This window comes from Pantoea sp. X-Soil-TKNS-1207, assembly GCF_059730485.1.
The window spans coordinates 2,442,814-2,468,742 of sequence record NZ_AP035958.1 but is presented as its reverse complement, the minus strand read 5'-3'; the positions used below and the strand labels follow the sequence as shown (position 1 = coordinate 2,468,742).

25 protein-coding genes and 1 pseudogene are annotated in these 25,929 nt (G+C 55.2%); 13 read left to right on the top strand and 13 right to left on the bottom strand.

What is annotated here, in order from left to right:
• Window positions 1-9: 9 nt before the first annotated feature.
• Window positions 10-2,649, bottom strand: a complete 2,640-nt coding sequence (locus AC6I8V_RS11610; RefSeq protein WP_497842409.1) for a PqiB family protein — start codon at window positions 2,647-2,649, stop codon at window positions 10-12.
• The gene (gene yebS / locus AC6I8V_RS11605) at window positions 2,618-3,862 is read right to left on the bottom strand and encodes a membrane integrity lipid transport subunit YebS (RefSeq protein ID WP_497842408.1); all 1,245 of its coding nucleotides are present in this window, start codon (window positions 3,860-3,862) and stop codon (window positions 2,618-2,620) included. Before yebS ends, AC6I8V_RS11610 begins: the two co-directional genes overlap by 32 nt.
• A 216-nt stretch (window positions 3,863-4,078) precedes the next feature.
• Here yebS and AC6I8V_RS11600 point away from each other — a divergent pair, with 216 nt between their 5' ends.
• From AC6I8V_RS11600 to htpX, 4 genes are all read left to right on the top strand, one after another.
• Window positions 4,079-4,579: a GAF domain-containing protein gene (locus AC6I8V_RS11600; RefSeq protein ID WP_497842407.1), complete on the top strand. Its 501-nt coding sequence runs from the start codon at window positions 4,079-4,081 to the stop codon at window positions 4,577-4,579.
• A gap of 96 nt (window positions 4,580-4,675) precedes the next feature.
• On the top strand, window positions 4,676-5,356 hold the full coding sequence (proQ, locus tag AC6I8V_RS11595; protein WP_497842406.1) for an RNA chaperone ProQ: 681 nt from the start codon (window positions 4,676-4,678) through the stop codon (window positions 5,354-5,356).
• Between the two features lie 19 nt (window positions 5,357-5,375).
• Window positions 5,376-7,415, top strand: coding sequence for a carboxy terminal-processing peptidase (gene prc, locus AC6I8V_RS11590; RefSeq protein ID WP_497842405.1), 2,040 nt, complete (start codon window positions 5,376-5,378; stop codon window positions 7,413-7,415).
• A 221-nt stretch (window positions 7,416-7,636) separates the two neighbouring features.
• On the top strand, window positions 7,637-8,518 hold the full coding sequence (htpX, locus tag AC6I8V_RS11585) for a protease HtpX (RefSeq protein WP_497842404.1): 882 nt from the start codon (window positions 7,637-7,639) through the stop codon (window positions 8,516-8,518).
• Window positions 8,519-8,561: 43 nt separating this feature from the next.
• Here htpX and AC6I8V_RS11580 read toward each other — a convergent pair whose 3' ends face one another.
• On the bottom strand, window positions 8,562-9,944 hold the full coding sequence (locus AC6I8V_RS11580; RefSeq protein ID WP_497842403.1) for an MFS transporter: 1,383 nt from the start codon (window positions 9,942-9,944) through the stop codon (window positions 8,562-8,564).
• A gap of 190 nt (window positions 9,945-10,134) precedes the next feature.
• Here AC6I8V_RS11580 and kdgR point away from each other — a divergent pair, with 190 nt between their 5' ends.
• Window positions 10,135-10,926 carry a DNA-binding transcriptional regulator KdgR gene (kdgR, locus tag AC6I8V_RS11575; protein ID WP_497842402.1) on the top strand — a complete coding sequence of 264 codons (792 nt, stop codon included), beginning with the start codon at window positions 10,135-10,137 and terminating at the stop codon, window positions 10,924-10,926.
• A gap of 39 nt (window positions 10,927-10,965) precedes the next feature.
• Here the strand turns inward: kdgR and AC6I8V_RS11570 are convergent, their stop codons facing one another.
• Window positions 10,966-11,202 (bottom strand): YobH family protein, encoded by a 237-nt coding sequence (locus tag AC6I8V_RS11570; protein WP_497842401.1) that lies wholly within the window; start codon window positions 11,200-11,202, stop codon window positions 10,966-10,968.
• Between the two features lie 219 nt (window positions 11,203-11,421).
• On the opposite strand from AC6I8V_RS11570, the gene AC6I8V_RS11565 reads away from it, so the two are divergent.
• The 5 genes and pseudogenes from AC6I8V_RS11565 (at window position 11,422) to rlmA (ending at window position 14,565) form a co-directional block, all read left to right on the top strand.
• Window positions 11,422-11,694 carry a YebO family protein gene (locus AC6I8V_RS11565; protein WP_497842400.1) on the top strand — a complete coding sequence of 91 codons (273 nt, stop codon included), beginning with the start codon at window positions 11,422-11,424 and terminating at the stop codon, window positions 11,692-11,694.
• An 18-nt stretch (window positions 11,695-11,712) separates the two neighbouring features.
• The gene (locus tag AC6I8V_RS11560) at window positions 11,713-12,723 is read left to right on the top strand and encodes an MBL fold metallo-hydrolase (protein WP_497842399.1); all 1,011 of its coding nucleotides are present in this window, start codon (window positions 11,713-11,715) and stop codon (window positions 12,721-12,723) included.
• Window positions 12,724-13,252: 529 nt separating this feature from the next.
• Window positions 13,253-13,324, top strand: a pseudogene (locus tag AC6I8V_RS11555) (DUF2627 domain-containing protein); the annotation flags it as partial.
• An 85-nt stretch (window positions 13,325-13,409) separates the two neighbouring features.
• The gene (cspE, locus tag AC6I8V_RS11550) at window positions 13,410-13,619 is read left to right on the top strand and encodes a transcription antiterminator/RNA stability regulator CspE (protein ID WP_001062678.1); all 210 of its coding nucleotides are present in this window, start codon (window positions 13,410-13,412) and stop codon (window positions 13,617-13,619) included.
• Between the two features lie 139 nt (window positions 13,620-13,758).
• Complete coding sequence (rlmA, locus tag AC6I8V_RS11545) at window positions 13,759-14,565, top strand: 23S rRNA (guanine(745)-N(1))-methyltransferase (RefSeq protein WP_497842398.1); 807 nt, start codon at window positions 13,759-13,761, stop codon at window positions 14,563-14,565.
• Here rlmA and AC6I8V_RS11540 read toward each other — a convergent pair.
• The 4 genes from AC6I8V_RS11540 to manX form a co-directional block, all read right to left on the bottom strand.
• Window positions 14,562-15,020 carry a DUF986 family protein gene (locus AC6I8V_RS11540; RefSeq protein WP_497842397.1) on the bottom strand — a complete coding sequence of 153 codons (459 nt, stop codon included), beginning with the start codon at window positions 15,018-15,020 and terminating at the stop codon, window positions 14,562-14,564. The genes rlmA and AC6I8V_RS11540 overlap by 4 nt on opposite strands.
• Before the next feature lie 85 nt (window positions 15,021-15,105).
• Entirely contained in the window at window positions 15,106-15,951 is an 846-nt protein-coding gene (locus AC6I8V_RS11535; protein WP_497842396.1) for a PTS mannose transporter subunit IID, read from the bottom strand.
• A gap of 15 nt (window positions 15,952-15,966) precedes the next feature.
• Window positions 15,967-16,767, bottom strand: a complete 801-nt coding sequence (locus AC6I8V_RS11530; RefSeq protein ID WP_497842395.1) for a PTS mannose/fructose/sorbose transporter subunit IIC — start codon at window positions 16,765-16,767, stop codon at window positions 15,967-15,969.
• Between the two features lie 61 nt (window positions 16,768-16,828).
• Window positions 16,829-17,791: a PTS mannose transporter subunit IIAB gene (gene manX / locus AC6I8V_RS11525; RefSeq protein ID WP_497842394.1), complete on the bottom strand. Its 963-nt coding sequence runs from the start codon at window positions 17,789-17,791 to the stop codon at window positions 16,829-16,831.
• A 355-nt stretch (window positions 17,792-18,146) separates the two neighbouring features.
• Between manX and AC6I8V_RS11520 the strand changes: the two genes are divergently transcribed.
• Together AC6I8V_RS11520 and AC6I8V_RS11515 are read left to right on the top strand one after the other, a co-directional pair.
• Window positions 18,147-18,302 (top strand): hypothetical protein, encoded by a 156-nt coding sequence (locus tag AC6I8V_RS11520; RefSeq protein WP_497842393.1) that lies wholly within the window; start codon window positions 18,147-18,149, stop codon window positions 18,300-18,302.
• Complete coding sequence (locus AC6I8V_RS11515) at window positions 18,302-19,867, top strand: TerC family protein (RefSeq protein ID WP_497842392.1); 1,566 nt, start codon at window positions 18,302-18,304, stop codon at window positions 19,865-19,867. The genes AC6I8V_RS11520 and AC6I8V_RS11515 overlap by 1 nt, the downstream gene beginning before the upstream one ends.
• A gap of 30 nt (window positions 19,868-19,897) precedes the next feature.
• Here the strand turns inward: AC6I8V_RS11515 and pdeD are convergent, their stop codons facing one another.
• From pdeD to pabB, 4 genes are all read right to left on the bottom strand, one after another.
• Entirely contained in the window at window positions 19,898-21,460 is a 1,563-nt protein-coding gene (pdeD, locus tag AC6I8V_RS11510; protein ID WP_497842391.1) for a cyclic di-3',5'-guanosine monophosphate phosphodiesterase PdeD, read from the bottom strand.
• Window positions 21,461-21,689: 229 nt separating this feature from the next.
• Window positions 21,690-23,054 (bottom strand): L-serine ammonia-lyase, encoded by a 1,365-nt coding sequence (locus AC6I8V_RS11505; protein WP_497842390.1) that lies wholly within the window; start codon window positions 23,052-23,054, stop codon window positions 21,690-21,692.
• A 195-nt stretch (window positions 23,055-23,249) separates the two neighbouring features.
• Window positions 23,250-23,828: a CoA pyrophosphatase gene (locus tag AC6I8V_RS11500; protein ID WP_497842389.1), complete on the bottom strand. Its 579-nt coding sequence runs from the start codon at window positions 23,826-23,828 to the stop codon at window positions 23,250-23,252.
• A gap of 1 nt (window position 23,829) precedes the next feature.
• Window positions 23,830-25,188, bottom strand: a complete 1,359-nt coding sequence (gene pabB / locus AC6I8V_RS11495) for an aminodeoxychorismate synthase component 1 (protein WP_497842388.1) — start codon at window positions 25,186-25,188, stop codon at window positions 23,830-23,832.
• Between the two features lie 110 nt (window positions 25,189-25,298).
• On the opposite strand from pabB, the gene AC6I8V_RS11490 reads away from it, so the two are divergent.
• Window positions 25,299-25,493, top strand: a complete 195-nt coding sequence (locus tag AC6I8V_RS11490; protein WP_497842387.1) for a YoaH family protein — start codon at window positions 25,299-25,301, stop codon at window positions 25,491-25,493.
• Window positions 25,494-25,505: 12 nt separating this feature from the next.
• On the opposite strand, the gene AC6I8V_RS11485 is transcribed toward AC6I8V_RS11490, so the two are convergent.
• A complete protein-coding gene (locus AC6I8V_RS11485) occupies window positions 25,506-25,850 on the bottom strand; it encodes a RidA family protein (RefSeq protein ID WP_497842386.1) in 345 nt (114 codons plus the stop codon).
• Window positions 25,851-25,929 lie beyond the last annotated feature (79 nt).

Below are 25,929 nucleotides of genomic sequence, written 5' to 3'. Positions count from 1 at the left end.
CCGATTTGCTTAGGGTTGTGCAGGATCAGGGATGGCGGTTCCCCAGCTGCGCCACTCTTTCGGCGCTTCGTCCTGCAACAGGAAGTGTTTGTCGGCGCCGGCCTGTGGCGCCAGCGGCACGGTTGGCGGGGTGGCAAACTGAATGCCGCCCTGAATAAACTGCTGGAAGGTGCCGGTTTTCACCACGCCGCCAATCAGGCCGAAATCGAGGTTATAACCGGATGCCAGCCAGAACACCGAGTTATTGCGCACCAGGTGCTGATATTTCTTACTGATGCGCAGCGCGACCTGAACGCGATCCGCCATGCTGCCCAGCGAGGTGCCAGTGACGGTGCCAACTTCCACGCCGCGGAACAACACCGGCGTGCCAACGGAAAGTGAACCCGCTTCCGTGGCGTCAACATAGATATTCAGACCGTTGAGATAACGGGAGTCGGTAATGGTGCTCTCCTGTAGCTCGAAGGTGCGCGCCTGCGCGCCTTTGCCGGGATCAACGTTAACGTATGGCTGCAACAGCGTTTCCAGATGAGTGACGCCCGCAGCAGAGATTTGCGGAGAAACCACCGAGAAATGGCTGCCAATGCGGGCGAAATCCTGCACGTATTCAGGATACAGCACCGCTTTCGCCACGACCTGGTTGTTATCGGCGCTCAGCGCCAGTGATTCGACCTGGCCAACGTTGATGCCGAGATAACGAATCGGCATACCTGCCGACAGTTTGCTGGCATCAAAGGTATGCAGCGAGATCTGGCTGCCGACGGCGCGGGCAGCGGTTTCTGAAGGATAAAGCACGCGCTTCACGCCTTTCGCCGCCTGGGCGCCGGTCAGGTTATCGAAGCTGATAGCGCCTTTCAGCGCGCGGTTCAGCGGCGATGCCTGCACCGTCAGACCACTGCCGTTCAGCTGGACCTTGGCGCCGCCTTCCGCCCAAAACACGCTTTCAGCGGTCAGCAGTTTGCGGTACTGCGGTTCAATATGAATTGAGATTTCAAAGGCATCGGCACGGGGCACGACGTCAACCACTTCACCAACCTGGAATTTACGGTACAACACCACAGAACCGGCCTGCACATCCGGCAGGCTGTTGGCGGTGAGTTTCAGGGTGGCGGGGGGCTGATCGCCGATAATACCTTCTTCGGCACGCTCAGCATCGGCATATAACGGATAGGTGTTCTGCGGATTCCCTTTCGCGCCCGGCACCAGGCGAATCCCGCCGTCAACCCATTCGCGCGCGCTGGCTCCCAGCACCTGCATGCCATCAAGGCCAAACTTCACGTCAATACGGCTGTTGACGATGAATTTGCTGTCGCCGTGGACCAGATGACGATACTCAGGATTGATGGCCGCGACAAAGCTGATGCCTTTTTCGTCCAGCTGACGCGAAATCACCTGGCCGATCTTCATGCCATATAACATCACCGGCTGACCGGAATCGATACCGTAGGTTTCGGGTGCACTGAGTTTGACCGTCAGGACATCAGGTTTTTGCAGCAGCGATTCGCTGGCGGGCAGCACGTTAAAGTGATCCTGCGGCTGGCCTTCGCCAGGCACCAGTTCAAAAGTGTTGCCCGTCAGCAGGCTGCTGAGGTTGGTATCGGTGAGGCTGATTTTTGGCGTACGCATTTCGATGCGGGTGCCGCTACGCATCAGACCGGCGACCGATGGATCGACGGTCAGTTCGCCGGTGACTTTGCCGCCAGGCAGCAAATTAAGTTTGGTCAGGGTGCCGACTTCCAGCCCCTGATACATCAGCGCCGTGCTGCCGGCTTTCAGGTTATCGCCGCCAGGCAGGTCGAGACTGATTTGTACGCCGCGCTGGCTCTGTGCCAGGTCGGGATAGAGGGTGTAATTCTCATCGGTGTTCGCCTGCTGGCCCTCATCGGGTGAATCGAAGGCAATGGCCCCGTTCACCAGCGCCGCCAGACTTTCCAGTTTGACTTTCGCTCCGCTCAGGCTGACATCGGCATCCACGCCAGAGACATTCCAGAAGCGACTCTGCTTTTTCACCAGATTAATGAAGCGACGTTCAATCAGCACATCAATGGTCACGCCATCGGTGCTGCTATTGATGCTGTAGTCATACACCCGGCCGACCGGGATTTTACGGTAATAAACCAGCGAACCGGTATTCAGCGAGCCGAGGTCCGGCGCATGAAGATGGATCAGCAGCTCGCCGGTATTGACACGATATTTCGGCTGCGTATCCAGCGCGGTGAAATGCTCGCTGGGATTACCGTTGCCCGGCATCATGCCAATGTAGTTACCGCCGACCAGCGCATCCAGCCCGGATACCCCGGCCAGCGAGGCTTTCGGCGTCACCAGCCAGAACTGGGTATTTTCGCGCAGCGCATCGCGCATGTCGCTTTTGATACTGGCCTTGATCTGGATGCTGCGATAGTCATCACTCAGCACGATGCCCTGCACCGTACCCACTTCCACGCCCTGATAACGTATCGGCGTTCGGCCCGGCACAATACCGTCCGCGCTCTGGAAGTTAATGGTGATGGTGGTCCCGCGCTCCTGGTAGTTGGTCCATAGCAACCACGCCGCAATCAGCAGCGCGATGATGGGCAGTAACCAGAACGGCGAAATCTTGCGCTTGTTACGCAGATTCGCGCTAGTCGGTGTAGTCGGCGTTTCCTGTTGCATGTGCATCCCAGATCAGGCGGCTGTCAAGCCACTCAACAGCCATAATGGTCAGGATTACTGCCGCACCGAAATACAACGCGGCAGGTCCCATGGTAAAAGCCAGCAGCTGATCACGGTTGACCAGCGACATGGTTAATGAAATGACGAACAGATCCAGCATCGACCAGCGGCCCACCCAGGTGACAGCGCGCAGCAGGCGGATACGGGTTTTCAGGCCCTGTTCACATTTAAAGTGAATGCTGAGCAACAGCGTCAGCATCACCAGCACTTTGGTAAACGGCACCAGAATACTGGCGATAAACACCACGGCGGCCACGGGAATATTGCCGGAGGCCAGGCCAAGAATGCCGGAGAAAATGGTATCTTCGCGCCGTGCGCCGTTAACGTAAACGATGGAAATCGGCAGCAGGTTAGCCGGGATCAGCAGCACAATCGAGGCAATCAGCGAAGCCCAGCATTTTTGCAGGCTGTGACGCCGACGAAAATCCAGCGGGGTGTGGCAACGGGTACAGCGTCCGCGCTCATCCGCCATGCCGGTGTGATGGCAATTCAGGCAGACCTGCCACTCTTCAGGCGGTGAGGTGGGGATCGACTGTGGATAATAATGTTCCCACAGTTGTTCGACGTTCAGATGGATCAGCGTTAGCAGGCTGAATACCGTCAGCGCGATAAAGGCCACCATGCCGTAGCCGATCTCCAGCGTGGCGTAATCCTGTACTTTAATGGATGCCACCGCGACACCGACCAGGTAGATATCCAGCATCACCCACTCTTTCAGCTTCTCCAGCATCAGCAGCACCGGGCGCAGATTCATGCCGAGCGCATGGCCGAAACCTAAGTAACTGATCCCCGCCACCAGCGTCACGGGCGCGCCGATGGTGCAGAACGCCACGATAGAGGCGGTGAGCACATCGCCCTGCTGCGCCATCTGGATCACCCCTTCCAGCAGGCTGGCATTGATGCGCATACCGAGCAGGCGAATATCCACCAGCGGCAGGGTAAAAGCGAACGGCATCAGCGCCAGCATGGTAACCGCCATCGCGGTCAGACGCGTCATTGACCAGTCGAAACCGCTACGAATCCGCGCATGACAACGCGGGCAGTAAGCTGCCTGATGCGATTTAACATCCGGTAAGGAAAAAAGGGTATCGCATTGTGGACAACGCTGATAACGTGCGTGGGGCAACGTCTGGCTGATAGCGTGAATTTTCATAGGGTGACGCAAGTGGCCCATCGTTCGTTACGGTTACCGGCATGTCAGGCAGCACATTGCTGGCTGAGACGTCTGTGGTGGTATGAAGTTCGATCCACAGCAAGCTAAGGGTATAGTAACTAACACAATGATTCACCTTGTGAGGCTGGATTATTAGTGCTTATTTTAACAACTAAGTGACAAAGCGGCTCTGCTGTGTCGGATTATGGTTAAACAATGAACAAAAAAGCCTTTTACGAGGATTTAAATCGCGATGTTCGCGCGCTGCTGGCGGGCGAAACCTCTTTCCTCGCTGCACTGGGTAATTGCAGTGCGCTGCTGTTTGAACGCCTGGAAGGCGTTAACTGGGCAGGATTTTATTTGCTAACGGAAGCCAACACGCTGGTACTGGGTCCTTTCCAGGGCAAAATTGCCTGCGTGCGCATTCCGGTGGGCAAAGGGGTTTGTGGCACGGCGATTGCAGAAGAGAAAGTGCAGCGCGTTGAAGATGTGCACGCTTTCCCCGGTCATATCGCTTGTGATGCCGCCAGTAATGCGGAAATCGTCATTCCTCTGAAAGTGAATGGCACGTTAGTCGGTGTTCTGGACATCGATAGTACGGTTTATTCTCGCTTCGACAGTGAGGATGAAGCGGGGCTGGTGGCCCTTACTGACGGGCTTTGTGAAGTACTGGCGGGCAGCGACATTGAAAAATTTCTTCAACTGACGCGCAGCTAATCGACTGGATCACATAGCATTTGGCGATGTTGTCATTATAATGTCGCCTGTTCATGCCTGCTCTGGTCGGCAAACCCGTTGTAATCAGGAAATTTCATGGAAAATCAACCTAAGTTGAACAGCAGTAAAGAAGTAATCGCCTTTCTGGCGGAGCGTTTTCCGCAATGCTTTAGCGCCGAAGGTGAAGCGCGTCCGCTCAAAATCGGCATCTTTCAGGATCTGGTCGAGCGTGTTCAGGGCGATATGGGCCTGAGCAAGACGCAACTGCGTTCGGCCTTGCGTCTTTATACCTCAAGCTGGCGTTACCTTTATGGCATTAAAGCCGGTGCGATTCGTGTCGATCTCGACGGCAACGCCTGTGGCGTGCTGGATGAGCAGCACGTAGAACATGCGCGCAAGCAGCTGGAAGAAGCGAAAGCTCGTGTCCAGGCACAGCGCGAACAGCAAAAAGCGAAGAAGCGTGAAGCAGGGGAAGAGACCGGCGAACGACGTCCGCGTAAACCGGCACCGCGTAAAGCGGCTGAAGGTGATGCGCCGCGTAAACCGCGTCCTCAGGCACCCCGTGCCGCGTCTTCTGAACGTAATGCTGCCCCTCGCCCGGCGCGAGCCAAACCCATCACTGATACCTCAACTTTGCAACCCGGCCAGAATATTAAAGTTAAAGCAGGCAAAAGTGCGATGGACGCTACCATTCTTGAAATTACGAAAGATGGCGTTCGGGTGCAGCTCGCTTCCGGCATGGCAATGATTGTGCGCGCAGAACATTTGCAGTTCTGAAACGGAGGCTGACCCTGGCATGAACAACATTTTAAAGATCGGTATGATCGCGGGCCTGCTGCTGGCAGGCCCCAGCTTTGGCGCTGATAATATTACCCGCGCCGACCAGATTCCCCAGCTACACGAAGAACCACAACATCCCACCGTCAGCGAACGCGTTACCTCGCGTTTTACCCGTTCTCACTATCGTCAGTTCGATCTGAATCAGGATTTCTCAGCGAAAATCTTTGATCGCTACCTGAATCTGCTCGACTACAACCACAACGTGTTGCTGGCGTCGGATATCGCGCAGTTTGCCGATAAGAAAACCACCCTCGGCGATGAGTTGCGCAGCGGCAAGCTGGATGTGTTTTACGATTTATACAATCTGGCGCAGAAACGCCGCTTTGAGCGTTATCAATACGCGCTTGGCGTGCTGGCTCGCCCGATGAACTTTAGCGGCAATGACACTATCGACATTGACCGTGCCAAATCACCCTGGCCGAAAAGCACCGATGAGCTGAATGCGCTGTGGGATGCCAAGGTCAAATACGACGAGCTGAGCCTGAAACTGGCCGGTAAAGATGACAAAGAGATCCGCGAGACGCTGACTAAGCGTTACAACTTTGCCATCCGCCGTCTGGCGCAGAGCAACAGCGAAGATGTGTTCCAGCTGGCGATGACAGCCTTTGCGCATGAAATCGACCCGCACACCAACTATCTGTCGCCGCGTAATACCGAGCAGTTCAACACCGAAATGAGCCTGTCCCTGGAAGGTATCGGTGCGGTGCTGCAAATGGATGATGACTACACGGTGATCAACTCGATGGTAGCCGGTGGTCCGGCGGCCAAGAGCAAATCCATCAGCGTGGGCGATCGCATCGTCGGTGTCGGCCAGCCCGGCAAACCGATGGAAGACGTGATCGGCTGGCGTCTGGATGACGTGGTCGCGAAAATTAAAGGACCGAAAGGCAGCAAAGTGCGCCTGGAAATCCTGCCTGCCGGTAAAGGCACCAAAACCCGCACCGTGACGCTGACGCGTGAGAAAATCCGTCTGGAAGACCGCGCGGTGAAAGGTACGGTGCAGACCGTCGGTAAAGAAAAAGTCGGCGTGCTGGATATCCCAGGCTTCTACGTTGGCCTGACCGATGATGTGAAGGTGCAGCTGCAAAAACTGCAGAAGCAGAATGTCGACAGTATCGTTATCGATCTGCGTACCAATGGCGGTGGCGCACTGACCGAGGCGGTATCGCTTTCCGGCCTGTTTATTCCAAGCGGTCCGGTAGTGCAGGTGCGTGATAACAATGGTCGCGTGCGTCAGGACAGCGATAACGACGGCATCGTTTACTACAAAGGTCCGCTGGTCGTGCTGGTCGATCGTTTCAGTGCTTCCGCGTCGGAAATCTTTGCCGCAGCGATGCAGGACTATGGCCGTGCGCTGATTGTCGGTGAGCCGACCTTTGGTAAAGGCACCGTGCAGCAATATCGCTCACTGAATCGTATCTACGATCAGATGCTGCGCCCGGAATGGCCGGCCCTCGGTTCGGTCCAGTACACTATCCAGAAGTTTTACCGTATCAACGGCGGCAGTACTCAGCGTAAAGGCGTGACGCCCGATCTGCTGATGCCAACCGGCGTCGAAGCGGCGGAAACCGGTGAGAAGTTTGAAGATAACGCCTTGCCATGGGATAGCGTTACCGCAGCGAACTACACCAAAACCGGTGATATCTCACCGCTGGTGCCGGAGCTGACCAAAGAGCATAACGATCGCATCGCTAAAGATCGCGAGTTCCAGTACATCATGAAAGATATTGCGCGCTTCAATGCCACGAAAGACAAACGCAATATCGTGTCGCTCAATATTACCCAGCGCGAGAAAGAGAACCACGACGAAGATGCACTGCGTCTGGAACGCATCAATGCGCGTTATCAGGCGGAAGGCAAAGCACCGCTTAAGAGCCTCGACGATCTGCCGAAGGATTACAAAGAGCCGGATCCGTACCTGGATGAAACGGTGAAAATTGCCAACGATATGGCGCAGCTGGAAAAAGCCCAGCCGCAAGCCGCGAGCAGCAAGTAACCTTCTGGTCAGACAACAAGCACCGCATTATGCGGTGCTTTTTTTTGCCTGCCGATCAGGCCTCAACCGCGTTCATCTCCGGCTGGCGAGGCAGCATGTCTGAATGTAAAGTTATGTCTTTTTAGACACTTAAAGATTAAGGTCGCTTGAAATGCTGCGTAATGACCCTAGGATGTATATCCGCGTATAAGCGCGTGCACAACTGAGGAAGATTAACGTTTATGATGCGTATTGCTCTTTTCCTGATCACCAACCTGGCGGTGATGTTGGTTTTCGGACTGATTCTCAGTCTGACAGGAATCCAGTCAAGCAGTGTTCAGGGTCTGATGATTATGGCAGGTCTGTTTGGCTTTGGCGGTGCGTTTGTTTCACTGCTGATGTCTAAATGGATGGCGTTGCGCTCGGTCGGTGGTGAATTGATTGAACAACCCCGTAACGAGACGGAACGCTGGCTAATGGATACCGTTGGCCGCCAGGCTCAGCAGGCCGGCATTGCGATGCCGCAGGTAGCAATTTATCATGCCCCTGATATCAACGCCTTTGCGACCGGCGCTCGCCGTGATGCTTCGCTGGTGGCGGTATCGACCGGGCTGTTGCAGAACATGAGCCGCGATGAAGCGGAAGCGGTGCTGGCGCATGAAATCAGCCATATCGCCAATGGCGACATGGTGACCATGACGTTGATTCAGGGCATCGTGAACACCTTCGTTATCTTTATCTCTCGTATCATCGCCCAGGTGGCGTCCGGCTTCCTGTCTGGCAACCGCGATGGGGATGAGAGCAGCAACGGCAACCCGCTGGTTTACTTTGCGGTCGCCACGGTGCTGGAACTGGTGTTTGGTATCCTCGCCAGCATCATCACCATGTGGTTCTCGCGTCACCGTGAGTTCCATGCGGATGCCGGTTCGGCGAAGCTGGTGGGGCGTGAGAAGATGATTGCCGCGTTACAGCGTCTGAAAACCAGCTATGAACCGCAGGAGCCGAGCAGCATGATGGCTTTCTGCATCAACGGCAAAGGCAAATCGCTGAGCGAATTGTTTATGTCGCATCCGCCGCTGGATAAGCGTATTGAAGCGCTGCGTAGCGGTGAATATCTGAAGTAACATCATATTCTGTAGCGGCGCGATTTATCGCGCCGCTACGGTTTTATGATTCAGCAGTTACCCGCGCTTGTGTCATGCGCGCCATGCTCACCACCGCCGCCACGGTTGAAAACGCCCCGGCGAGGATCAGTGAGGCGTGGGTGCCGCTTTGACTGAACAGGTTAAACATCAGCGCCACCAGAGCCGCACCGGTACTCTGTCCCAGCAGACGCGCAGTACCCAGCATTCCGCTGGCACCACCGCTGCGGTTACGAGGTGCGGAAGAGATAATGGTGTGATTATTCGGCGACTGGAACAGCCCGAAACCGGCACCACATAGCATCATGCGCCAGATAATATCGGCATCGGCAGGCTGAGCGGGCAACAGAGCCAGCAGGAACAGGCCCGCCGCGAACATGACCAGTCCCAGACCACCCAGCAGACCCGAATGTACTTTCCCAATCAAACGACCGGCAATCGGTGCCATCACCATGGTCGCCAGCGGCCAGGGCGTCAGTAATAAACCGGTGGCCACTTCATCGCGTCCCAGCACGTTTTGCAGGAAGAAGGGCAGAGAGACCATTGCCAGCATCTGCGCGCAGAAGGAACAGATTGAAGTGCAGAGCGACAGCGTAAAAATCGGGATACGCAGTAAATCCACCGGCAGCAATGGAACCGGCATCGCCAGCTGACGGCGGATAAACACCACCCCCACCAGCACCAACAACACCACCTCACCGAGGATGAGCCAGTGATTTTGTCCCTGTGAAAAACCGCTGAGGGCGGAGATCAACAGGCCAAAGAACAGCGCATTCATTACGGCACTGGCGACGTCAAATTTCTGCTGTTTGGCTTTCTGCTGATTATCCGGCAGGAAACGCAGCGCCAGCCACAGTGCGATAACACCCAGCGGCACGTTGATCAAGAACAACCATTTCCAGCTGGCGACCGACAGGATCGCCGCGGCTACGGTTGGGCCAGCCGCGGTTGAAACCGCCACGATTAGCGAGTTTATCGCCATACCGCGTCCGAGGAAGCGCTGCGGATAAATGATGCGTATCAGCGCGGTATTGACGCTCATCAGCGCTGCCCCGCCGAACCCCTGAAGGACACGGGCCAGCGTCAGCATATTTAGCGACGTTGAGAGTGCACAGAACAGGGAGGTGGCGATAAACAGCGCCAGACCGACCTGATAAACGCGACGATAACCCAGCATATCGCCGAGAAATGACAGCGAAAGTAGTGAGATAACAATGGCAATCTGGTAGGCGTTTACAATCCAGATCGACTCTGCCGGGCTGGCATGTAATTCGCGCGAAATAGTCGGTAACGCCACGTTGGCAATCGCACCATCCAGCACCGCCATCATGATGCCCAGAGCAATGGTGATAATCGCGCCGTAACGTTGGGGAACGGGTAAACCATCCTGAAGTGAAGTAGCGGACATAAAGTGAATAAATGAAGTGAGTGAATATCATCATGCTAATCAATTTCGGGCGGGAAAGCACCGCATTGATTGACAAAAAGTATCAGGGAATGTGTCGCTTAGTGCTTTGCATTGTCGCTGTCAGGTGGAAACGCATATACTGGCGCTTCTGTTCCGTTTTTTTTGAAACAACGTCAAAAAAGGATCCGCGATGGCGAACGCTGATAACGATAAACAACCTGATTCCGTCTCTTCGGTGATGAAGGTGTTTGGTATTTTGCAGGCGCTGGGCGAGGAGCGCGATCACGGCATTACCGAGCTGTCCCAGCGCGTGATGATGTCAAAAAGCACCGTCTATCGCTTTTTACAAACCATGAAGTCGCTGGGCTATGTGGCGCAGGAAGGTGAGAGCGAAAAATATTCACTGACCCTGAAGCTATTCGAACTTGGTGCCAGGGCGTTGCAAAACGTGGATCTGATCCGCAGTGCCGATGTGCAGATGCGAGAACTGTCGCGCCTGACTAAAGAGACAATCCACCTTGGCGCGCTGGAAGAAGATAGCATCGTTTATATCCACAAAATCGATTCGCTGTACAACCTGCGTATGTATTCGCGTATCGGCCGTCGTAACCCGCTGCACACCACGGCGATTGGTAAAGTGCTGCTGGCCTGGCGCGATCGCGGTGAAGTGCAGGACATTTTGCGTGAAGTCGAATTTCGTCGCAGTACCGCCAATACCATCGTGACGGCCGAAGCGCTGCTCAGGGTGCTCGATCAGGTAAAAGCCCAGGGCTTTGGCGAAGATAACGAAGAACAGGAAGAGGGATTGCGTTGTATCGCCGTCCCGGTGTTTGACCGCTTCGGCGTAGTGATTGCCGGTCTCAGCATTTCGTTTCCCACCATCCGTTTCTCGGAAGAGGGCAAAAACGAATACGTTGCGATGCTGCATCGTGCGGCACGCGCAGTGTCAGAGCAGATGGGTTATCACGATTATCCGTTCTGAACCAATAAGTAAACGGGCTGTTGCCAGCCCGCTTAATCTTTAATTGTCGACCACTTCACCGCTTTTCTTCAGCAGCGGACAGTCGGTAACGCCGACAATGCCGCTGTCAGTATGCAGATACTGTGCGGTAATCACGCCACGGGCAGTCAGGTAACTACACTGCAAGCCCAGGCCGGCCGCATTCTTGTTGCTGCCGGTTAATACGCCATAGCCGGTGAATAACATTGCCAGCCAGATAACGGCGATCACCACAATCGCCCGGATGAATAGTTTCATTTTGTCTCCATGTGATACATAACGCAGCTGTCCAGGTGTTGCTGCCATCTCTATAGTAGCAGCATGCCTCGCTTTTCTCGTTTGATCGATCAGAGATAACTGAAAGGCGTCTCGCAGGAAAATCTGCTTTCCGTCCACACCCATTATCTTTTCCCTCCGCAAGGGGTAGAATCAGCGCTGGAATGAGTGTTTGACGTTAATCAGTAATCTGAGGCAGTTATGAACGAGTTAGCCGCAAATCCCAGCCCGTTATTTAGCTATGGCGTGCTGGTCATCATTATCGTTGTGGCCTTTATCGCCTGGTTTTTTGTGAACCGGGCCAGCGTCCGTGCCAGCGAGCAGATTCGTTTGCTGGAGGCGCTGCTGGATGAGCAGAAAAAACAGAATGCGCTGTTGCGCCGCCTGGCGGATGCTCAGCCGGACACAGCAAAGAAAAGCGAAGAAGATGAAGGCGAAAAACGCGATTTTATTCGTCTGATCCCGGAGCGTTAAGCGTTTAATGGAGAGGTAATGGCCTGGCAAAACCCCTGGTTCGATGCAGCAAAAAAGCACCATACGCCGGAAGGCTTCCGCAACCCGGAAGAGGAAACACGGCAACCGGGGGATTTGCAGCGCTGGCGGCGTGAACGCAAGGAACAGGGCTTACCGCTGCCACCGCAGGCAGGCTATCCGGCGTTTATCAGCGACTGGTGCCAGCCGGTCGATTTAAGTGGTGAAGACGATCGCATCTGGTGGCTCGGCCATGCGGCCTTGTTACTGCGTCTTAATCAACGTTATCTGCTGATTGATCCGGCGTTGTCACAGCGTGCCTCGCCGTTACCTTTTGCCGGTCCGCAACGCAAAACACCCGCACCGTTGCGTATAGCCGAGCTGCCGCACCTCGATTATGTGCTGATTTCGCACAACCATTATGATCATCTGGATCGCCCAACGGTAAAACGCATTGCGCGACAGTTCCCGCAGGCGCGCTTCCTGGTGCCGCTTGGCATGGGTGAGTGGTGCCGTCGCCGTGGCGTGCGACAGGTGACTGAACTTGACTGGTGGCAGAGTATAACGTTCGCCGGATTGCACTTTACGGCGGTGCCGGCACGCCACTGGAGTATGCGATCTTTCTTCGACCGCAATCGTTCTCTGTGGTGCGGCTGGGTAATACGCAGCGCCGCGCTGAATTTCTGGTTCTCCGGCGACAGTGGTTATAGCGAAAACCTGCATGAAATTGCCGAAAAATTCGGCCCCTTCAATCTGGCGGCACTGCCAATAGGCGCTTACGCACCAAAGTGGTTCATGCGCAGTCAGCACATGGACCCCGATCAGGCGGTGCAGCTTTGGCAACATATTGGTCGGCCCGTGGCGATTCCCATTCACTGGGGGGTCTTTGAGCTGGCGGATGAATCGCTGGATGAACCCCCAGCCATGCTGGCGCAGGCGTTAACGGCTGCCGGGGAGTCCACTATGGACTTTTCGCCATGGAGAATAGGCGAGAGTCGTAGCCTGCCGAATATCGTTTCGGATTTGTCTTAAGCCATTTTTGTTAACTCCCGCTAGCGGGTGCGTTGTTTTAACATTTAATTGTTGGGACGTTAGAAAAAATTGAGATAACTGCCAAAGCAGATGCGTGCATATATTTGGGGCAATGGCGTTTATATTTTCCTGATTTTGGTGCAAAACTATTAATAACCTGTACCTGTCGAAATTTATTGTACAGGATTTGAGCAATGCACATATGTTGCGCGAGCGGTTAACTTTTTGGTGGAATCCATTATCGGTGCCATATTTGTGCAATATTTTTTGCCTATAGTTTAGCGTTTGAGCAGCGATGAATTGGACAAATTACCGCAGATTGACTACAACAATTTTTGGCGGTAACTATACTGACCAATAACCCTTTTTTGTGCAATCCGATCCAGCGAAGGGTGAGGGGAAGCGGGCAAAGAGTGTGGTTTAGCTAACAATTGTGTGCGGCATGTCGATCAGCTTTTAAAAATGGCTTGCCATTAATTTGCGGATATGTGATAACGATTCGTGGGTCAAACGAGGTACAGTTCTGTTTATGTATGGCATCTTCAGTAAAGAAGTTATGAGTAAAAACGTTGACGTTGAATACCGCTTCCTTGCCGAACCTTAAATTAGTGCCTCATTCAGTAATGTCTCTGGTTTATCTGTAGGTCTGCCTTCGGGCAATATAAACACTCTAAGGAATTTGCAAAATGGCAAAGATTAAAGGTCAGGTTAAGTGGTTCAACGAGTCTAAAGGTTTTGGTTTTATTACTCCTGCTGACGGCAGCAAAGACGTGTTCGTACACTTCTCTGCTATCCAGGGCAATGGTTTTAAAACTCTGGCCGAAGGCCAAAACGTTGAGTTCGAAATTCAGGATGGCCAGAAAGGCCCGGCAGCTGTCAACGTAACTGCTATCTGATTTCGTCACCAGGCTCGGTGCCATGCACCACTGAAACGAATCCTAAAGCCCCGGTCACTGACCGGGGCTTTTCTTTGTCCTTTCTGTTACCAGATGATCAGGGTAAACTGCGCCGCGAATCGCTAACCCGGAGTTATCTATGTCTTTGATTTGCCCTCTCTGCCATCAGCCGCTTGTATTGCAGGCCACCAGTTATCGCTGTGATGCGGGCCATCAGTTTGATCAGGCCAAAGAAGGGTACGTCAATCTGTTGCCAGTGCAGCACAAAGGTTCACGTCAGCCTGGCGATAGCGCAGAAATGTTACTGGCGCGGCGCGAGTTTCTTGACGCCGGGCATTATCAACCGCTGCGCGATCGGGTCGCGACCTTGCTGGCGCAACGCCTGCCGGATGCATCGGCACCGCTGCTGGATATCGGCTGTGGCGAGGGATATTACACCGCCGCCATGGCCGAAGCCTTGCCGGGCGCACAGGTCTACGGGCTGGATGTGGCAAAGGCCGCGATTCGCATGGCGGCAAAGCGCTATCGCGCGGTGAAGTTCTGCGTAGCCTCCAGCCAGCGTTTGCCGTTTGCTGATGCGTCGCTGGAGGGGATAGTCAGAATCTATGCGCCCTGCAATGAAGACGAACTGAGCCGGGTGGTGAAGGCGGGGGGGTATTTACTGACGGTCACGCCGGGGCCGCACCATTTGCAGCAGTTTAAGGCGCTCATCTATCGTGAAGTGCAGTTGCATGGCGCGGAAGAGAAGATCTACGCGGGTTTTCATCAGGCAGAACAACATAGCCTGCGCTACACCATGAGCCTGAGTGGCCGTGCGGCAACGACCCTGTTGCAGATGACGCCATTTGCCTGGCGTGCGCGTGAAGAGGTGTGGCAAACCCTGGCGCAGGCGAGCGAATTTAGCTGCGATGCCGATTTCACCCTGACCCTGTGGCAGCGCGATTAACGCGCTTCCACCAGCGTATGGTAAATCCGCTCTAAATCGTCGAGTTGTTTTACGGCAATCAGCAAACGACGCTGTTCCAGCTGCATCACCAGGATGCCATCCTCGGACAGGTTCATGCTTTGAATACGGCGATAATCAATCCATACTCCGGCAAAAAATAAGCCGTCATTTTTCATCAGCAATTTCGGGCTTCGCAGCCAGAACAGCCAGACAGCCATAAAACACAACACCATCAGCAGGGTGGTGGTGAGTTGGGGGCCGTGATTGCTGACGTTATTCCACAGTAAAATCAATAACAGCACGATAAAGATACCGCTATCGATCTTATGGCGACGGCGTAGCGGCACACGCAGTTTTGTCGGGCCGTTGCGGCGCGGCAGAATCGCCTCATCATAGATGGCGAACAGCAGCAGGCCGGCAATCAGCAGCGCAATCAGGGCGTCAGTCAGTGACATGATGATTCCTTAACAGAAGTTAACTCAGCGATGGCGCTCAGGTAACTTTGCTAAACAGCCGGGAGCAAGGCTCCCGGCACAGGCATTACAGACCGAGTAAACCAATCCAGTAACCGAAGATACCAATCGCAAAGAAGCCGACGATAATCCACAGTGCGTTAACCTTGCGGCGCAGCAGCCACATACAGCCAAAGGTCAGCAGCAGCGGGATCAGACCCGGCATCAGCTGGTCGAGGATTGACTGCACGGTGGTGACGGTGGTTTTTCCGGTCTGGTCGGTAATGCGCGAGACCACCAGCGGCACATTCACATGCGTCCACTTGTTGACCAGCGCCCCCATAACAAACAGGCCGAGAATCGACGCACCCTCCGTCAGTTTCTGTAGGAAGCCGCCGCCCATATCGCTAACGATATCCACCCCTTTGCGATAGCCATAAGCGACGCCGTAATAACGGGTCAGCAAACGCGCAATATTAAACAGGAGGAAAAACAGCAGCGGGCCAAGCAGGCTGCCGCTCATCGCGATACCGGCACCCAGTGCCGCGAATACCGGACGTACCGTACCCCAGAAAATCGGGTCGCCCACACCGGCCAGCGGCCCCATCAGACCCACTTTGATACCGTTGATGGCCGCATCGTCAATCGCTGCGCCGTTGGCACGCTGTTCTTCCATCGCCATCGTTACGCCAAGCACCGGCGCAGCCACAAACGGATGGGTGTTGAAGAACTCCAGATGGCGTTTGATCGCCTGTTTACGGTCATCGTTGTTCTCAGGATAGAGACGGCGAATCACCGGCACCATTGAGAAGCAGAAGCCCAGCGCCTGCATACGTTCAAAGTTCCATGAACCCTGAAACAGGTTAGAGCGCATGAACACACCACGGACATCGCCTGGGGTGAGTTTCTTTTGTGTGTTAGTTGTATCAACCATGATCTCACCTGTTCCTTAATCGAGTTCGTTGTCGAGGTCGTTTTGCGCAGGACCGGTCGCCGCAGCGCCCGCAACACGGTTATATTTCGGCGCCAGCTGGATATACAGCACGGCCATTACCACGCCAATCACGCCCAGTGCCACCAGGTTGAAGTTGGTGAACGCCGCGGTGACGAAGCCGAGGTAGAAGAACGGCATCAGGTAGCCCGCACGCATCATGTTAATCACCATCGCGTAACCTACGACCACGATCATGCCACCGGCAATGTTCAGGCCATTGGTTACCACTTCCGGGATTGAGCTGAGCAGGGTATGAACCGCGCTGGTGCCGACGGAAATCGCCACGATCAACGCCGGGATCGCGATACGCATCGCCTGCAACAGCAGGGCAGACACATGGATCCACGAAATCGCGCTCAGGTTGCCTTTCTCCGCTGCTTTATCGGCTGCGTGCTGGAAGGCCACGGTGATGGTACGCACGATGATGGTCAGTACCTGACCGGCAGCGGCCAGCGGAATCGCCAGCGCGATACCGGCACCCACACTTTGACCACCAGCAATAACCAGAATGGTTGAAATGATCGAGGCGAGGGCGGCGTCCGGCGCCACAGCTGCGCCAATGTTCATCCAGCCCAGCGCGATCATCTCCAGCGTACCGCCGATGATGATGCCGGTTTTCATATCACCGAGTACCGCACCAATCAGCGTACAAGCCACCAGCGGACGGTGGAACTGGAACTCATCAAGAATCGATCCCATCCCGGCGATACAGGCCACAATAAAAATCAAGATGATTTGTAGCGTGGTTATCTCCATTGTATTTCTCCTAATCCAGGGTCACGAATATTCGCCCGCACACGCAGGCATAGATGGCGAATTACGGATTCACCTTCGCAATCAGGTCCATCATTTTCAGTTTCGGGTCGTTAGACACTTTGCGCACTTCCAGTTCGATTCCACGGTCATTCAGTTTGCGGAATGCGGCGATATCCTTCTCATCCACGGAGACCGCGTTATTGACCTGGGTTTTGCCCTGGCGAAACGCCATCCCGCCGATATTGACGGATTTGATATTCACGCCCTGTTCAACGATGCGTTCCACATCGGTGGGGTTGGTGAACAGCAGCATGACGCGATCGCGACCATATTTAGGGTTGTTCCAGACGCGGATCATTTTGTCGACGTCCACCACATGCGCGGTCACACCTGGCGGTGCCACCTGGGTTAGCAGTGTTTTACGCACATGGTCGTTGGCGACTTCATCACTGACGACAATAATGCGTGTGACGTTGGTTTCTTTCGTCCAGCGGGTGGCGACCTGGCCATGAATCAGACGGTCATCAATACGCGCCAGACCAATCTTCATATGCTCGCCGGGAGCCAGAGGTTTTTGCGGCTGCGGCGCGGCTTTGGCAACCGGTGCAGCAGGGGCAGGTTCTGCGGTTTCGGTCTTCAGCGCTTTCACGCCTTCGCGACCGGCTTCTACCGCGATGTGAATTAACTCCTCCAGTGTCGGGTTATCATCACGGCCCATCAGGGTTTCAACCAGCATGGGAATGTTAACACCGGCGATGACGTCATAACCCGGTTTGTCGACGACGATACGGCTTGCCGCGTTGAATGGACTGCCACCCCAGGTATCAACCAGGAATAGCACACCCTTTGAGGTGTCCATGTTAGCCAGGCGGGCCTGATATTTTTCAATTAGCGTTTCTGCATTTTCGCCGGGAACGAAATCAATCCATCCGACGTTTTCCTGCTCACCTAACAGCATTTCTGCTGTTTTGAGCAGTTGTTCTGCCGCCCAGCCATGTGTACCAATTACAATAGCAATGGTCACTTGCTACCTCCGTTCGCATGAGAGATTCTCTGGCATTGCCGGGAATCGATGAAAATTACCGTTGTAGCTTCAGGTGGATCGTTTCGGGCTAAGCTAAAGGAAAGCATTAATAAATAATCCAAAACTTTCCGCTAAACAGCGATAAGGTCGCGATTTATTTTAGTGAGTGAAAAAATAATTTATGTGATGTTTGTCAGTAATTGAGAGCGTAACGGCGTTAATTTGTATTTTTATCTCTCCTCCTTTCAGGGTGTTACCATTTGTAAATGTAAGAAAATTTTTTGACGCCAGGAATGTAGCTGATACATTAACGATCTGTTTATTATTCAGGAGTACCGGGCTAAAGCTCACCTTTATGGACCGTCACCGACGCCGCTTAACACTTTCTCCGCGCCTGCTGGCGCAAGCATCCACGCCATTCGGCGCTATCCAATCTGCTAACGATCTGCTGTCTCGCCTGCTGGCGCAGACCGGTTTCCGCGTGCGCATCACCGGCTTAAGGAGTCATTGATGGAATTCCTCTTCGACCCCTCCATCTGGGCGGGTTTGCTGACGCTGATCGTGCTGGAGATTGTTCTCGGCATCGATAACCTGGTTTTCATTGCCATTCTGGCTGACAAACTGCCGCCAAAGCAGCGTGATAAAGCGCGTCTGATTGGCCTGTCGCTGGCACTGATAATGCGACTTGGCCTGCTGTCGTTGATCTCGTGGATGGTGACATTGACGCGACCCCTATTCAGCGTAGGCGATTTCAGCTTTTCCGGGCGCGATTTAATTCTGCTGGCGGGTGGTGTGTTCCTGCTGTTTAAGGCCACGATGGAGCTGCATGAACGGCTGGAAAACCGAAATCTGGAGCAGGAAGGCAATCGCAGCTATGCCAGTTTCTGGGCGGTCGTCACACAGATCGTGGTGCTGGATGCCGTGTTCTCGCTGGATGCCGTGATCACTGCCGTGGGGATGGTAAACCATCTGCCGGTGATGATGACCGCGGTGGTAATCGCCATGGGCGTGATGCTGCTGGCGTCGAAACCGTTGACCCGTTTTGTTAACGCGCATCCGACGGTGGTGGTGCTGTGTCTCAGCTTCCTGCTGATGATTGGTCTGTCGCTGGTGGCGGAAGGCTTTGGTTTCCATATCCCGAAAGGCTACCTGTATGCCGCGATCGGCTTCTCGATCCTGATTGAACTGTTTAACCAGATCGCCCGCCGCAACTTTATTCGTCATCAGGCGCATCGCCCAATGCGTGAACGTACCGCCGAAGCGATTTTGCGTTTAATGGGCGGGCGTCAGCGTAAACAGGCCGCCACTGCCGAAGAGTCCGCGCTGGTGGAAGCGATGCCGCAGGAAGCGTTTAAAGATGAAGAACGCTATATGATCAACGGCGTGCTGACGCTGGCACAACGTTCGATTCGCAGCATCATGACGCCGCGTGGCGAAATCTCCTGGGTGGATGCTGAGCGTCCGCTGGATGAGATCCGCATTCAGCTGCTGGATACGCCGCACAGCCTGTTCCCGGTGTGTCGCGGTGAGCTGGATGAGATCATCGGTGTGGTGCGTGCCAAAGAGTTGCTGGTCGCGCTGGAGCACGGCATGGACGTGGCCACCTTTGCCGCCGGCACGTCGCCGATTGTGGTACCGGAGACGCTGGACCCAATCAACCTGCTTGGCGTGCTGCGTCGTGCCAAAGGCAGCTTTGTGATCGTTACCAACGAGTTTGGTGTGGTGCAGGGATTGATCACCCCGCTGGATGTGCTGGAAGCGATTGCCGGTGAGTTCCCGGATGAGGACGAAACGCCGGATATCGTTGCTGATGGCGATGGCTGGCTGGTTAAGGGCGGCACCGATCTGCACTCGCTGCAACAGCTGCTGGATTATCACGAACTGGTGAAAGCTGAAGATGACCACGCTTCGCTGGCGGGTCTGCTGATTGACCAGAAAGGCCAGCTGCCGAAACCGGGTGAGGTGATTGATCTGCCGCCGCTGCATTTCCACATTATCGAAGCGACCGATTACCGTGTCGATTTGGTGCGCGTCACCAAAGACAAGCCGCACGATGATGAGGAAGAAGAAGCGTAAATAAAAACGGCACCTGCGGGTGCCGTTTTTTTATGCGCTCAACTGCGCCTGATGCTGTTCCAGCCAGGCAGGGAAATCCTCAATCGGCATTGGCCGGGCATAGAAATAACCCTGCAAATGATCCACGCCGCGTTCACGCAGATATTGCGCCTGCTCCGCGGTTTCAACCCCTTCGGCGACCAGGCTGATATTCAGACGCTGCGCCAGCGAAATCACCATATCGGTGACGGTCGCGTTAATCGCATCGGTACCAATCGCGGCGGTAAAGATCTTGTCAATCTTCAGCACATCCGGCTTCAGGTCCTTCAGATAGGCGAGGGAGCTGTGTCCGGTACCGAAGTCATCAATCGCCAGTCGCACGCCAATGTCATGCAGCTGCGCCACCACCGACTGATCAATCACCGGCAGGGCATCGCGTTCCGTCAGCTCCACCACCAGCTTCGGCTGCGGATTGGCCGGCCACCAGATACGTTGCAGGTCTTCAACAATCGCCCGATCGTGGAAATGGCTGGCGGCGACGTTAATCGCAATATGGAATGAGGAGCAGCGCGGCAGATTCGGCAGTTCATCCACCACTTTGGCAATCACGAAGCGTGTCAGTGGCGCAATCAGGTTCTGACGTTCGGCCAGCGGAATAAACACATCAGGCGCGACCCAGCCCTGACGCGGGTTATGCCAGCGCAGCAGCAATTCAATGCCATCGCACTCGCCGGATTTGGCGTTGATCAGTGGCTGGCAGTAAACCATAAATTCATTGGCGGTGATGCCATAGCTGATTTGCCAGCTCAGACTCATGCGATTGGCCGTAGCCAGCCAGACGATATAACCCATCAGCAGGCTCAGCAGCACCGCCAGCGGCAGCTGAGACGGCATGGTGCTCAGCGCCAGACGGGCCGGAGAGGGGCCATACAGCGTGATGGTATAAGGATAACGCAGCGAGGTCTGATCGTAGGCGACTTCATCTTCCGACGGCACCGTCGGTTCAATCATCGGATTGCCGTATTCCAGACTCTGGCCACCGACGTTAAATATGGCGCGTTCCACCCAGGGTAATTGCGGCTCCAGCAGATAATCAGTCATTAATTCAATATTAATAACCTGTAATAAGCCATCGCGATTATCCAGCGATCGTGGTGTCCACAGCAGCAGCACCGGCGAACCTTTTAACAGGTAATCATCGATGGTCAGCATCATGCGTTGATTATTAATCGCCAGCTCAGGATAGGTCTGGCTGAAGGAAATATTTTGCGGACCGTAAATACTCGAGCAATAAAGCGTGTCGTGCTCGACCAGCAGAATAGAACGTACGGTTTGCAGCGCAGCAATTTTCTCAATCAGCGGGAATCGCACCTCCGGGCAGGAGACGCCCACCAGACCGAGGGTGTTATTGGCGGAGACATCCAGCGGCGAAAACATCCGATCAAAACGTTCAATAGCGCGGGAAGCAAAGTCCAGCGACTGCTGCTCAATACGCGACTTCTCCTCGATATAACGAAAAGTCAGCGTAAGAATTAAAACCAGCGCGGCGATCGCTAACGCAATAAGCAGCCGCTTACGGCGAAATTGACCAACAAATTGCTGGGCTATGAGCATCAGTAACCACCTTGCAAGACTAAGAATAAAGCCAAAGTAACGTATAGGTTATCGGCATAGCGGCGGCCAGGTTTAGCACAGCTCAGGAAAAAAAGCGGCACTGAAAAAGCAGCGCGGCCAACAAGGGCCGCGCGTAAATCACTCTATATGGTTTGGAAGGGCTGAGGTAGCAGCAGATGCATAAAAACGTCTGAGTGGTGATTTTTTGTGCGCCGTAACGGGCGCGAAATTAATCGCACTGCACCTTAATCGCCAGGCCGCCGCGCGACGTTTCACGGTATTTGGCGTTCATATCTTTACCGGTCTCGTACATGGTTTCGATCACTTTATCGAGCGATACGCGTGGCTCACTGGTGCGACGCAGCGCCATCCGTGCCGCGTTGATGGCCTTCACCGAAGCGATGGCGTTGCGCTCAATGCAGGGCACCTGAACCTGTCCGGCTACCGGGTCGCAGGTCAGACCGAGGTTATGTTCCATGCCGATTTCGGCAGCGACGCAAACCTGTTCCGGGCTGGCGCCCAGCAGTTCCGCCAGACCTGCCGCGGCCATCGAACAGGCGACGCCAACTTCGCCCTGACAACCCACTTCAGCGCCGGAAATTGACGCGTTCATTTTATACAGCACGCCAATGGCACCGGAGGCGAGGAAATAACGGATATAGATATCCGGCGTGACGCTCTCAATAAAATGATCATAGTAAGCGAGCACCGCAGGCACGATGCCGCAGGCGCCGTTTGTCGGTGCGGTGACCACACGTCCACCGGCGGCATTCTCTTCGTTCACCGCCAGCGCAAACATATTCACCCAGTCGATCACGTTCATCGGATCATTGGAGTGTTTGGTGGAGGAGACCAGCAAACGGCGCAGCGCGGCGGCACGGCGCGGTACGCGCAGCGGGCCAGGCAAAACGCCTTCGGTATTCAGTCCGCGATCGATACAGGCCTGCATGGTCTGCCAGATGTTGGCGAAGTAGCTGAAGATATCGTCGCGGCTGTGCAGCGCCAGCTCATTTTTCATCACCAGGCCAGAGAGCGACAGACCGCTTTCCCGGCAGTGGCTGAGTAACGCGTTGGCGGAGTTAAACGGGAAGGGGACGGACACCTCATCCAGCACCGACTGGCCAAAATGTTCTTCATCGACGATAAACCCGCCGCCAATGGAGTAATAGGTTTTGCTGAGGATCAGCAGATCGCCCGCGAAGGCAAACAGCGTCAGGCCATTTTCATGCAGCGCCAGGTTTTCACTGCGGAAGACCATTCCGCCTTCGCGCGGGAAATCCACTTCGTGTGCGCCATTGGCCAGCAGCAAACGTTCGCGCTGCTCAACATCCTGGATAAAAGCGGGAATGCTATCGATATCCACGGTAGCGGGAGAGGCACCGGCCAGACCCATAATGATGGCGATATCGGTGTGGTGACCTTTGCCCGTAAGCGACAGAGAGCCGTAGACGTCAACCGCAACGCGCGTGACATCCTGCAACTTACCCTGTTCGGCGAGCAGATCCACAAACTGTTTACCCGCTTTCATCGGGCCGACGGTATGCGAACTGGACGGGCCGATACCCACTTTGAACATGTCAAAAACACTAATCACCGGTGACACTCCTCACAAATCTTATTATCTCAGGCGCAGGCCATTTTATGCGGCTAATAGTAATCGCCCCCGCTTTATCACGAGCAGCTTTTCGCATGAAATAAACTAATTATACAGCACAGAAATAGTTATCCGTGGCGAGGGCAGTAAAACCGAGGTGACAAAGTGGCAAGCAGGGATGCCAGCGTGCATCAATCAGGCGGGGAGCGCGATTTGCTGGCCGAGCGCGCGAATGATGCCCGCCGTCATGCCCCAGATAAAATAATCTTCGTACCAGGAGAGCCACACCTGATGCTGGCGATGGCCGTGACGCAGCGTCAGGCCGCTATAGCGCCCCAGACGTAATGCCTCGGCCAGCGGCATGGCGAAGGCGCTTTCCACCTCGTCGGGATTAATCGACAGCGGCAGACCGGCAGGAATGATGCCAACCACCGGCGTCACGGCAAAGCCGGTGCTGCTGGTCACGGCGGGCAACACGCCCACCACCCGCACCTGCTCGGGTTGAATGCCAACTTCCTCCTGCGCCTCACGCAGCGCGGTGTAGATCAGCGATTCATCGCTGGCATCCTGCATCCCGCCGGGAAAAGCCACCTGACCCGCATGTTTCCGCAGGTGCGATGAACGGCGCGTCAGCAATAAACCGGGTTCAGCGTTAGCAATCACCGGCACCAGTACCGCAGCGCGGCGGCCGCTGATGGCGCTTTTCGCGGGCGTGAGCGGCGGTTGCAACAGGAAACGGCTGAGGAATTGATTAAGGGTCAGGGCGTTGTTCATGTCAGACTGGCTCCCGCAGGCTGGGCAGAATACGATTCACTTTATGCAGCGTTTCCTGATACTCCGCCGTCACCTCGCTATCGGCGACCAGGCCGCCGCCAGCAGCACAGTAAAGCTGCTGGTCTTCGGCAATCAGGGTGCGAATGGTGATGCTGGTGTCCATGCGGCCACACAGGCTGATATATCCGATGCTGCCGCACCAGGCGTTGCGACGATGCGGCTCCAGTTCTTCAATGATCTCCATGGCGCGGATTTTCGGTGCGCCGGTGATGGAGCCGCCGGGGAAACAGGCGCGCAGCAGATCGGTCGCCGCCAGCGAGGCCGGTAAGCGAGCGCGTATCGTGCTCACCAGATGGTGCACCGCAGGAAAAGGCTCCACGACAAACAGCTGCGGCACGCTGACGCTGCCCGGTTCAGCCACGCGGCCGATATCATTACGCAGCAGGTCAACAATCATCAGATTCTCGGCACGATCTTTCTCCGCGCTGGCCAGTTCCTCAGCCTGCTGCCGATCGGCGACGGGATCGGCCATGCGCGGTCGCGTGCCTTTAATCGGCCGGGTTTCAATCACCTGCTGTTGCAGAGACAGGAAGCGTTCCGGCGAGAGACTGAGGATGGCGCTATCCGGCAGGCGCAGAAAGGCGCTGAACGGGGCGCGGTTCGCCTGGTTCAGCCGTTCGAACGCCTGCCATTCATTGCCGCGATAGCTGGCCTGGAAACGCTGTGCCAGATTCACCTGGTAGCAGTCGCCCGCCTGGATATAGGCCTGCACAGCGGCAAAACGCTGGGCGTAGGCGTCAAAACTGAGATTGGAGTGCCAGTCGCTGGTCAGCGCAAAGGGCGGCGTCGGCCGCGCGGTTTGCGCCTGCAACCACTGCCAGCGGGCGTCTGCATCATCGAGCGCCACCAGCGTCAGCTGCTGCTGATGGTGATCGGCAATCAGCGCCCAGTCATAAATCCCCACCGCCATATCCGGGGTATGGAGATCGTGCTGTGCCCGCTGCGGCAACTGCTCAAACCGGCGGCCTAAATCGTAACCGAATAAGCCCAGCGCACCGCCCTGGAAAGGCAGATCGGGGTGGAAGGCAGGCGCAGCGCCAAGGGCGTCACACTGCTGCTGCACCAGCGTCAGCGGATCGTCGGTGCTGATAAGAAGGCTGTCGGAGCGGGCGATTTCGGTCTGCGCGCCGCGGGTCACCAGGGTAACGCGCGGATCGGCAGTCATGATATCGAAACGGTTATCCGCATGATCGGCCTGGCCAGAGGTCAGCAGCATCGCCCAGGGCTGGTGAGCAAGGGTGGAAAACAGTTGCGACAACGTATCCGGCGTATACTTCAGATTGAGGATTTTTACGATCATGGGATGAATCAGGTAACAGCATTAAGGGCGTTAGCCTGCCATATTTTTTTGTCGCTGGCACCTGTTTGTTCCGCATGGAATAATGCGTCCCCTTTTAGCAGGAGCGAGTTATGTTTACAGGTCTTCCGGCACTATCTCACGAACAGCAACAACAGGCAGTTGAACGCATCCAGGAACTGATGGCGGGCGGGATGTCCAGCGGCCAGGCGATTGCGCAGGTGGCGCATGAAATTCGCCAGAGCCATCAGGGAGAGCAGATTCGGGCGCGCTTTGAAGACGACGAGGACGAAGACGACGACGCCTGACGCCCGAACGGGTTACAGCGCGGCGACGATTTTAATTTCGACTTTATATTTCGGGTTCATCAAACCGGCCTGCACGGTGCAACGCACCGGCGCATTGCCCGGCGAAACCCAGGCATCCCAGGCGCGGTTCATCGCCGGGAAGTCCGCTTTGTCGACCAGAAAAATGGTGGCATCGAGGATTTTGCTCTTATCAGAACCGACGCGGGTCAGAATCGCGTCAATCACTGCCAGCGCATTGGCGGTTTGCGCTTCGGCATCCTCATCAAGATTCTCCGGCACGCTGGTGTAATACACCGTCTGGTTATGAATCACGGCTTCTGACATGCGGTGTTCCGGATCGATACGCGTAATGGTCATGGTTTTCTCCTTATTTATCGCTGCGCTAGCCTGCCACATCCGGCAACCCGCTGTCATCTGTTGTGGTCGCCTGGGCAGA